Origin of the sequence: Alteromonas nitratireducens (genome assembly GCF_040812025.1) — a bacterium.
GTDB classification, from domain to species: Bacteria; Pseudomonadota; Gammaproteobacteria; order Enterobacterales; family Alteromonadaceae; genus Alteromonas; species Alteromonas nitratireducens.
On sequence record NZ_JBFNPK010000021.1, the window covers coordinates 37,648 to 44,946 of the forward strand.

The following is a 7,299-nucleotide window of genomic DNA, read 5'->3' on the forward strand; positions in this document are numbered from 1 at the left end:
TTAAACGCGACGTTTTTTCGGTGGACGACAACCGTTGTGAGGAATTGGGGTCACATCGGTAATGTTTGTGATCTTGTACCCAGTGGCGTTAAGCGCACGGATCGCAGACTCACGGCCTGGACCTGGACCTTTAACGAACACTTCAAGGTTCTTCAGACCGTATTCCTGTGCAGCAACGCCTGCGCGCTCTGCAGCTACCTGAGCAGCAAACGGAGTAGATTTACGTGAACCACGGAAACCTGAACCACCAGATGTTGCCCATGCCAGAGCGTTACCCTGACGGTCTGTGATAGTCACAATAGTGTTGTTGAAAGACGCATGGATGTGAGCCATACCGTCTGCAACCTGACGTTTTGCGCGTTTACGCGTATTACGAGCTGGTGCTTTTGCCATAACTTATTCCCCCGCTTACTTCTTAATTGGCTTACGAGGACCTTTACGGGTACGCGCATTAGTCTTAGTGCGCTGACCACGTAGAGGCAAGCTACGACGGTGGCGGATGCCACGGAAGCAACCCAGGTCCATCAGACGTTTGATGCTCATAGACACTTCACGGCGAAGATCACCTTCAACAGTGAACTTAGCCACTTCGTCACGAAGCTTATCGATGGTAGCTTCGTCTAAGTCTTTAATTTTTGTTGATTCTGCAACACCAGCACCGGCACAAATGGCTTTCGCACGAGTAGCGCCAATTCCGTAGATCGCCTGGATAGCGATTACGGCATGCTTGTGTTCAGGAATGTTAATGCCAGCGATACGGGCCATTAACAGCACTCCTCTTAAATTTTTGTCGACGACCTAAAAAGCCCGTTAGGATACTTATCCGTCGACTAAATTGCAAACAAAGGTTGAAAATACTCAAAACGAAAGCAACCAGAACCGTCAACTTATCGTTTCGGGCCCTGGCAACTTCAGCCGTATTTTTAACCGCGTAGATTAACCTTGCCTTTGCTTGTGCTTAGGCTCTGTGCAAATCACACGCACAACACCGTTGCGCTTGATGACTTTGCAGTTACGGCAAATCTTTTTAACTGATGCACGAACTTTCATTACATCACTCCGTAGTAGGCTAAGCTTAGCGGCCGTAGCCTTTAAGGTTAGCTTTCTTCAGAACAGACTCATATTGACTGGACATCAAATGCGTCTGCACCTGTGCCATAAAGTCCATGATGACCACCACGATAATCAGAAGCGACGTACCACCGAAGTAGAACGGCACATTCCAGGCAATCAGCATGAATTCAGGCACCAAACAAATAAAGGTTATGTACAGTGCGCCAGCCAGTGTCAGGCGAGTCATTACCTTATCGATGTAGCGTGATGTTTGCTCACCTGGACGGATACCAGGGATGAACGCGCCAGACTTCTTCAGGTTATCTGCAGTGTCACGCGGGTTGAAAACCAACGCCGTGTAGAAAAAGCAGAAGAAGATAATCGCAGCAGCGTACAGCATCACGTACAGTGGCTGACCAGGTGACAGCATTAAAGCGACATCCTGCAACCACGCCGTTGATTCATTCTGACCAAACCATCCTGCAATGGTTCCGGGGAACAGAATAATGCTGGAGGCAAAAATCGGCGGAATTACACCAGCCATGTTGACCTTCAGTGGCAAATGCGTGCTCTGCGCTGCATAGACCTTACGGCCCTGCTGACGCTTCGCGTAGTTCACCACGATCCGGCGCTGTGCACGTTCAACGAACACCACCAGATAAGTCAGACCAATGACAATCACACCAATCAGCAGCAGGAACAGCATGTTAATGTCGCCCTGCCGTGCCTGTTCCGCGGTCTGACCTATCGCTGTTGGCAGACCGGCAACAATGCCAGCAAAAATCAAAATCGAGATACCGTTACCAATACCCCGTTCGGTAATTTGCTCACCCAGCCACATCAGGAACATGGTTCCTGTGACAAGGCTCACTACCGCTGTAAAGTAAAATCCGAAGCCAGGACTTATCACCAATCCATTAATCAGGTTAGGCAGACCGGTCGCAATACCAATTGACTGGAACGTCGCCAGCACCAGCGTCAGATAACGCGTGTACTGACTGATCTTACGACGACCTGCTTCACCTTCTTTTTTAAGCTCCATCATCGGTGGGTGCACCACCGAGAGCAACTGCATGATAATGGATGCAGTAATGTATGGCATAATGCCCAAAGCCAGAACGGATGCACGCTCAAGCGCACCACCAGAGAACATGTTGAACATTTCAACGATGGTGCCTTTCTGTTGTTCGAACAACTGAGCAAGTACTGCCGGATCAATACCAGGGATGGGAACATACGAACCCAATCTGAATACAATGATCGCACCGAGTACGAACAACAACCTTGATTTCAGCTCACTCAAGCCGCTTTTTGCGCCTGAATCCAATCCTGGTTTAGCCATCTAGCTTATTCCTCTACTTTACCGCCAGCAGCTTCAATCGCTTCGCGAGCGCCTTTAGTAACCTTCAAACCACTTACCGTTACCGCGCGCGATACTTCGCCGCTCTTAACGACTTTAACGAACTGCATGTCTTTCTTAACCAGACCTGCGGCTTTCAAAGTCTCAAGCGATACAGTATCACCTTCTACCTTCGCGATTTCAGTCAGTGTAACCTGGTCAGTAACCATGCCCTTACGTGACGTGAAACCAAACTTTGGCAGACGGCGCTGGATTGGCATCTGACCACCTTCAAATCCTGGCTTAACGCGGCCACCTGAACGGCTTTTCTGACCTTTGTGACCTACGCCACCTGTTTTACCAAGACCTGAACCGATACCACGACCGGTACGCTTACCTGATTGTTTCGCTCCTGGTGCAGGAGCAATTGTGTTCAAACGCATGTCTTACTCCTCCACTACTTCAACCATGTACGAAACACGGTTGATCATGCCACGTACAGCTGGTGTATCTTCCAGTTCACGGACATGGTTGATTTTACGCAGGCCTAAGCCTTTCAGCGTCGCTTTGTGCTTTGGCAGGCGGCCAATCGCACTCTTCGTTTGCTTTACTTTAATCGTTGCCATGTCTGATTACCCCAAAATCTCTTCTACAGACAATCCACGCTTCGCTGCAACTTTCGCCGGGCTGTTCATTTCTGTCAGCGCGTTGATGGTTGCACGAACTACGTTGATTGGGTTTGTAGAGCCGTAACATTTTGAAAGTACGTTCTGCACACCGGCTACTTCCAGGACTGCACGCATCGCACCACCGGCAATGATACCGGTACCTTCAGATGCTGGCTGCATGTAAACCTTAGAGCCAGAGTGACGACCTTTAATTGGGTGCTGCAGCGTGTGACCATTCAGGTCAACGTCAACCATGTTGCGACGCGCCTTTTCCATTGCTTTCTGGATAGCGGCAGGCACTTCACGTGCTTTACCGTAACCGAAACCAACGCGGCCATTGCCGTCACCCACTACTGTCAATGCAGTAAAACTGAAGATACGACCACCTTTAACCACTTTAGATACGCGGTTTACGGCAATCAATTTCTCTAACAGTTCACCGTTCTGAACTTCTTGTTTAGCCATTATAAACTCCTAGAACTGAAGACCAGCTTCGCGAGCTGCATCAGCTAATGCTTTCACGCGACCGTGGTATTTGAAACCGCTGCGATCGAAAGCGACAGTTTTGATGCCTTTCTCGATTGCACGCTCTGCGATTGCTTTACCGACTGCCGCCGCTGCTTCAGTGTTGCCTGTTGATTTCAGGCCTTTCGCAAGGTCTTTCTCAACAGTAGAAGCCGCTGCTAATACTTCAGCACCGCTAGGCGCGATAAGCTGAGCATAGATGTGGCGAGGTGTACGGTTTACAACCAAGCGATGCGCGGCCAGTTCACGAATTTTTGCGCGCGCGCGTGTTGCGCGGCGGATGCGAGCTGTTTTCTTATCCATCGTATCACCCACCTACTTTTTCTTAGCTTCTTTACGACGCACATATTCGTCAGCATAACGAACACCTTTGCCTTTGTAAGGCTCTGGTGGACGGTACGCGCGGATGTTTGCCGCAACCTGTCCTACCATCTGCTTATCGGCGCCTTTCACGACGATTTCAGTTTGGCTAGGAGTTTCTACTGTAATGCCCTGAGGCATTTCGTATGAGACAGGATGAGAGAAACCCAGTGTCAGGTTCAGTTTGCTACCCTGTGCTTGTGCACGGTAACCAACACCATTCAGCTGCAGCTTTTTCTCAAAACCTTCAGATACACCCTGGACCATCGCGTTCAGGATCGCACGTGCAGTACCTGCCTGTGCCCAGCCGTCAGCGAAACCTTCACGAGGAAGCGCTTTTAACTGGTTTTCTTCCTGCACTACTTCAACAGCGTCGTTGAATACGCGGGTCAGTGTGCCATTTTTACCTTTAACGGTGACTTCCTGACCAGAGATAGAAATTTCTACACCTGATACTACGTCAACCGGGGCTTTTGCTACTCGTGACATCTCAACTCCTCCGATTACGCGACATAACCGATGATCTCACCGCCCATGCCCGCATTACGCGCTGCACGGTCAGTCATCACACCTCTAGAAGTCGACACGATAGCAACGCCCAGACCACCCATTACTTTTGGCAGCTCATCTTTTTTCTTATAGATGCGCAGACCAGGGCGGCTTACACGTTCAATTGTGTCAATGACTTGCTTGCCTTCGAAGTACTTCAGAGTCACTTCCAAAACAGGCTTAACGTCACCAGAGACTGCGAAGTCAGTGATATAACCTTCAGCTTTCAGTACTTCGCAAATTGCAACGCGAAGCTTAGAAGAAGGCATAGTCACAGAAACTTTCTGTGCCATCTGGCCGTTACGGATGCGGGTAAACATATCCGCGATAGGATCTTGCATGCTCATATCAGCTACTCCTTACCAGCTGGCTTTTTTCAGGCCAGGGACTTCACCGCGCATCGCTGCTTCGCGCAGCTTGATACGGCTAAGACCAAATTTGCGTAGGTAACCATGTGGGCGACCAGTTACACGGCAGCGGTTCTGCTGACGAGTTTTGGCACTGTCACGTGGCAGTTGTTGTAGCTTCAGAACAGCATCCCAACGCTCTTCTTCAGATGCGTTAACATCGCTGATAATCGCTTTTAGTGCGGCGCGTTTTTCGGCGTACTTAGCAACAAGCTTTGCACGCTTTACTTCACGGGCCTTCATTGATTCTTTTGCCATAACCCTACACCCCTTATTTTCTGAATGGGAAGTTGAACGCGCTCAGCAGAGCTCGTGCTTCATCATCAGAGTTCGCGCTGGTAGTGATAGTAATATCCATACCACGAACCTTATCCACTTTATCGAAATCGATTTCAGGGAAGATGATTTGTTCACGCACGCCCATGCTGTAGTTACCACGACCGTCGAATGACTTAGGATTCAGACCACGGAAGTCGCGAACACGCGGGATAGCGATTGAAATCAAACGCTCCAGGAATTCCCACATACGCTCGCCGCGCAGGGTTACTTTACAGCCAATCGGATAACCTTCACGGATTTTGAAACCCGCTACTGATTTTCTGGCAGTTGTTACAACAGGCTTCTGACCAGAGATAGCAGCCATGTCAGCCTGTGCATTTTCAAGAACTTTCTTGTCAGCAACTGCTTCACCCAGACCCATGTTCAGGGTGATTTTTTCAATCCGAGGGACTTGCATGACGCTTTTGTACCCGAACTGCTTCGCAAGTTCAGCTACTACTGTTTCTTTATAGAAATCATGCAGTTTCGCCATCGTACTCTCCAATTAATTAAACAAGTTCACCGTTAGACTTGAAGAAACGAACTTTCTTCTCGCCTTCAACACGGAAACCAACGCGATCCGCTTTGCCCGTTGCCGGGTTAACAATCGCAACATTAGATACGTGAATAGAAGCTTCCTTTTCAATAATACCGCCAGCTTGACCCAGTTGAGGGTTAGGCTTCTGGTGTTTCTTGACCAGGTTTACACCTTCTACAACAACACGGTTATCAGCATTCAGCACTTTCAGGACTTTGCCTGTTTTGCCTTTGTCTTTACCCGCTAATACGACTACTTCATCATCACGACGAATTTTGTTAGCCATTATCGTGACTCCTTATAGTACCTCTGGGGCCAGTGAGATGATTTTCATGAAGTTATCACTTCTCAGCTCACGGGTTACCGGTCCAAAGATACGCGTACCAATTGGCTGCTTGTTGTTGTTCAACAAAACAGCTGCGTTATTATCGAAACGGATAGTAGAACCATCTGCACGACGAACGCCTTTTCTAGTACGCACCACCACTGCGTTCAGTACGTCACCTTTTTTAACTTTACCGCGAGGAATTGCTTCCTTAACAGTAACTTTGATGATGTCACCGATACCTGCATAACGGCGATGCGAGCCACCAAGAACCTTAATACACTGAACCCTGCGAGCGCCGCTGTTATCTGCAACGTCCAGGTTAGTTTGCATTTGGATCATGTTAGTGCTCCGCTAATAAATGAAGACTCTCCCGAGTCGTTTACGCTGCTAAAAGCAACAATTTGCTGCTTTTATATACATACCCCCATAAAAAGGGCGCGAAATGATAACAGAAAAGATTGAGAAGTGATACCCGCAATGTGAATTAATTTTAAGCGATTTGGGTGGACAGTAAACTGGCCTGGGAAACGCTCCCTAAGGGCGATACAGTCTGATTAATGTAACTTTGACTGTGCCCCGTGATCATCACAGTAGGTGTTGTAAAAGGCATTAAAAAGACTTGCGACGCTAGCGTCGGCAGGCAACATATATTCACGGTCTGTTTTGGGTGATGTCAGGAGGTCGGTGTACCCCGGCAATGGCACTTCTGCAAAAGTATTTTCTCTGATAAAGCCCATGCTCCACTGACTAAACATCGCACTGGGAATGACACGTTGTGCTAATTCAATAACACCAGTATGTCTCGGGTCTTCCTTTATACGAGCGAAAAGTGCTTTTATTTTATCCTCTGGTCCCTCCAGAATTTGAAAAAATGTCTGGTCAGAATACACCAGTAACCCCGTAATATTACTCGACTGATTTCTGGCACGCGCTTTTACCAGCAAAATATCCAGGTCGCTGTCTTTCATGGGATGGATAGCATGGCTTAGGTATGCAAGCTGAAATACCATTGTTATAAACTCAGGCGAAGGTACACGTTTTAAGTATAGTATCAGCCAGTTAATTGCACTCATATAGCTTTAAAAAAAGCAGGCCATTGAAGTGACCCCATAAAGTTGGACTCATTTCTAAGCGGCGACCAAGGCCTGATTTCGATATTGTATCGGACTCAGGCCTTTTAGTTTCAGCTTAATACGTTCGTTGTTGTAATAGTC

General features: G+C 48.2%; 16 protein-coding genes. All 16 read right to left on the reverse strand.

The window, feature by feature from the left end; translation table 11 throughout:
- A complete protein-coding gene (rpsK, locus tag AB1N33_RS14970) occupies positions 1-393 on the reverse strand; it encodes a 30S ribosomal protein S11 (RefSeq protein ID WP_411272374.1) in 393 nt (130 codons plus the stop codon).
- A gap of 15 nt (positions 394-408) precedes the next feature.
- Positions 409-765 (reverse strand): 30S ribosomal protein S13, encoded by a 357-nt coding sequence (gene rpsM / locus AB1N33_RS14975; RefSeq protein WP_411272375.1) that lies wholly within the window; start codon positions 763-765, stop codon positions 409-411.
- 171 nt (positions 766-936) lie between these two features.
- On the reverse strand, positions 937-1,050 hold the full coding sequence (gene rpmJ, locus AB1N33_RS14980) for a 50S ribosomal protein L36 (RefSeq protein ID WP_013786217.1): 114 nt from the start codon (positions 1,048-1,050) through the stop codon (positions 937-939).
- A gap of 25 nt (positions 1,051-1,075) precedes the next feature.
- Entirely contained in the window at positions 1,076-2,395 is a 1,320-nt protein-coding gene (secY, locus tag AB1N33_RS14985; protein ID WP_411272376.1) for a preprotein translocase subunit SecY, read from the reverse strand.
- Between the two features lie 5 nt (positions 2,396-2,400).
- Positions 2,401-2,835 (reverse strand): 50S ribosomal protein L15, encoded by a 435-nt coding sequence (rplO, locus tag AB1N33_RS14990; protein WP_411272377.1) that lies wholly within the window; start codon positions 2,833-2,835, stop codon positions 2,401-2,403.
- 3 nt (positions 2,836-2,838) lie between these two features.
- A complete protein-coding gene (gene rpmD / locus AB1N33_RS14995) occupies positions 2,839-3,018 on the reverse strand; it encodes a 50S ribosomal protein L30 (RefSeq protein WP_262993178.1) in 180 nt (59 codons plus the stop codon).
- A gap of 6 nt (positions 3,019-3,024) precedes the next feature.
- Positions 3,025-3,525, reverse strand: coding sequence for a 30S ribosomal protein S5 (gene rpsE / locus AB1N33_RS15000; RefSeq protein WP_411272378.1), 501 nt, complete (start codon positions 3,523-3,525; stop codon positions 3,025-3,027).
- Positions 3,526-3,534: 9 nt separating this feature from the next.
- Positions 3,535-3,888: a 50S ribosomal protein L18 gene (gene rplR / locus AB1N33_RS15005; protein ID WP_411272379.1), complete on the reverse strand. Its 354-nt coding sequence runs from the start codon at positions 3,886-3,888 to the stop codon at positions 3,535-3,537.
- A 12-nt stretch (positions 3,889-3,900) separates the two neighbouring features.
- Positions 3,901-4,434 (reverse strand): 50S ribosomal protein L6, encoded by a 534-nt coding sequence (rplF, locus tag AB1N33_RS15010; protein WP_411272380.1) that lies wholly within the window; start codon positions 4,432-4,434, stop codon positions 3,901-3,903.
- A gap of 14 nt (positions 4,435-4,448) precedes the next feature.
- Entirely contained in the window at positions 4,449-4,841 is a 393-nt protein-coding gene (gene rpsH, locus AB1N33_RS15015; RefSeq protein ID WP_411272381.1) for a 30S ribosomal protein S8, read from the reverse strand.
- 12 nt (positions 4,842-4,853) lie between these two features.
- A complete protein-coding gene (rpsN, locus tag AB1N33_RS15020; protein WP_411272382.1) occupies positions 4,854-5,159 on the reverse strand; it encodes a 30S ribosomal protein S14 in 306 nt (101 codons plus the stop codon).
- Between the two features lie 13 nt (positions 5,160-5,172).
- Complete coding sequence (gene rplE, locus AB1N33_RS15025) at positions 5,173-5,712, reverse strand: 50S ribosomal protein L5 (RefSeq protein ID WP_411272383.1); 540 nt, start codon at positions 5,710-5,712, stop codon at positions 5,173-5,175.
- Positions 5,713-5,728: 16 nt separating this feature from the next.
- Positions 5,729-6,043: a 50S ribosomal protein L24 gene (gene rplX, locus AB1N33_RS15030; protein WP_411272384.1), complete on the reverse strand. Its 315-nt coding sequence runs from the start codon at positions 6,041-6,043 to the stop codon at positions 5,729-5,731.
- 12 nt (positions 6,044-6,055) lie between these two features.
- The gene (rplN, locus tag AB1N33_RS15035) at positions 6,056-6,424 is read right to left on the reverse strand and encodes a 50S ribosomal protein L14 (protein WP_411272385.1); all 369 of its coding nucleotides are present in this window, start codon (positions 6,422-6,424) and stop codon (positions 6,056-6,058) included.
- Positions 6,425-6,639: 215 nt separating this feature from the next.
- Positions 6,640-7,158 carry a BLUF domain-containing protein gene (locus tag AB1N33_RS15040; RefSeq protein WP_411272386.1) on the reverse strand — a complete coding sequence of 173 codons (519 nt, stop codon included), beginning with the start codon at positions 7,156-7,158 and terminating at the stop codon, positions 6,640-6,642.
- 54 nt (positions 7,159-7,212) lie between these two features.
- Positions 7,213-7,299 (reverse strand): IS3 family transposase (locus AB1N33_RS15045; protein WP_411269965.1); only part of this gene is annotated, 87 nt, incomplete at its 5' end.